The following is a 1,711-nucleotide window of genomic DNA, read 5'->3' on the forward strand; positions in this document are numbered from 1 at the left end:
GGTGGCGCGCGGTCGTCGGCAGCGCGCATGGGGCAGTCGCCCCACACCGGCCCGGGCACGGGCAGCAGGTGAGGCAGGGCGATGGCCATGCTCAGAACTGCGGGTTGAAGCGCGTCAGCACCACGCGCTGCAGGCCGCGCGCCCATTGCAGCGCGAGCGGCGCCAGGCCAGCATCAAAGCGCACCCAGGCGCGTTCGCCGATGCGCGCCACGCCGCCCGCGTCCGCGCGGCTGTCGAGCTGCACATCCAGCAGCACGACGGGTTRCAGCGGCTTGAGGTCGTCGCCTTCCTTGGGGTCGGTCGGGATGCTGCCGCCGTGCCGCGTGCTGAGGGCGGCGCTGGGCAGCTGCAGCGTTGCCGCCAGGCTGTTGCGCAACAGCGTGCCCGGCAGGGCGAGGCTGCGGTCGCTGGCCAGGCGCACGCTGACCGCTGCCTGCGCCTGCTGAAGCGTGTGCGCCTCGGCCTCCGGCAGCGCCAGGCGTGCCAAGCCGGGCTCGTTGCCGAGGATCTGCCCGAACAGCCGGCCGCGTTTGGCGAACTGGCCGGCCAGGTCGCCCGCGTTCGGCAGCGCGACGCGGCCGGCGCTGCCCGCGCGCACGTCCAGCGCGGCGACGCGCTCGGTCAGGCGCACGAGTTCGGCCTGCGCTGCGTCCAACTCGGCGCTCGCATTGCCCTTGCCGGCACCTTCGCCGGGCAGGGCGTTGAACAGCTCGGTTTCCAGCGCGTCGACCCGCGCCTGCTGCCGTTCGAGCCGGGCGGAGAGGCCGGGGTTGGCCAGCTCCAGGATCAGCTCGCCCGCCTCGACGACGGCGCCGTCCGCCACGTGCACGGCGTGCACGAAACCGTCTTCGTCGGCGCGCAGCTGCGCCCGGTCCGCCGGCCAGATGACGCCCTGCACCAGCACGCCCTGGGGCACCGGCACGCCCAGCGCCAGCGCCAGCAGCGCGGTGCCGCCCAGGGCGATGAAGCGCCAGCGCCGTGCCGTGCCGGCGCCTGCCAGCGCGGCCTGCCGCAGTTGCTTGAGCAGCCGCACGGCGGGCCGCAGCAGCAGTTGCCAGCCCAGTAGCGCAGCGCCCAGCAGGCCCAGCGCCAGGGACAACTGGCCCAGCCACACCAGCGCCAGCGCCGCCAGGCCCAACCCGTAGAGCCAGGACAGCGGCGCATAGGCCGCCAGCCAGCGGGCCTCGCCGCGCGCCACGGCCATGGGCTCCATGTCGCGCAGGCCGAGCAGGCGGCGCTGCAGCAGCGCCAGCCACCACGCGCGGCTGCGCGGCGCGAGGTTGGGCAGGTCGAGCAGGTCGCTGGCGATGAAGTAGCCGTCCAGCCGCTGCAGCGGGTTGGCGTTGAAGAGCAGCGTGGAGACGCCGGCGATCACCAGCGTGACGAAGGCGGCGTCGCGCGCCAGGCCGTCGTCCAGCCACAGCCACAGCGGCAGCGCTGCCGCTGCCAGCAGCATCTCGGCCAGCAGGCCGGCCGCGCCGACCAGCACCCGCTCGCGGCGGCGCACGAAGGCGGCCGCTGCCGAGGCATCGACATAGGGCATGGGCAGGCCCAGCATCAGCGTCACGCCGGCCTCGTGCGACTGGCCGCCCCAGCGGCGTACGGCCAGGCCGTGGGCCAGCTCGTGCAGCAGCTTGATGGGTGCGTAGAGCAGCGCGGCGATCAGCGCATAGCGTGGCGTGGCCAGCCACTGCTCGCCATGCGCCCAGAG

Annotated in this window: 1 protein-coding gene; it reads right to left on the reverse strand. The window is 74.7% G+C overall.

All coding sequences use genetic code 11. From position 1 onward, the window contains the following. Window positions 1–91: 91 nt before the first annotated feature. A partial coding sequence (locus ACXRVZ_RS27560) for a hypothetical protein (RefSeq protein ID WP_458233123.1) occupies window positions 92–1,711 on the reverse strand: 1,620 nt, incomplete at its 5' end.

The organism is Roseateles sp. P5_E8 (assembly GCF_054177665.1).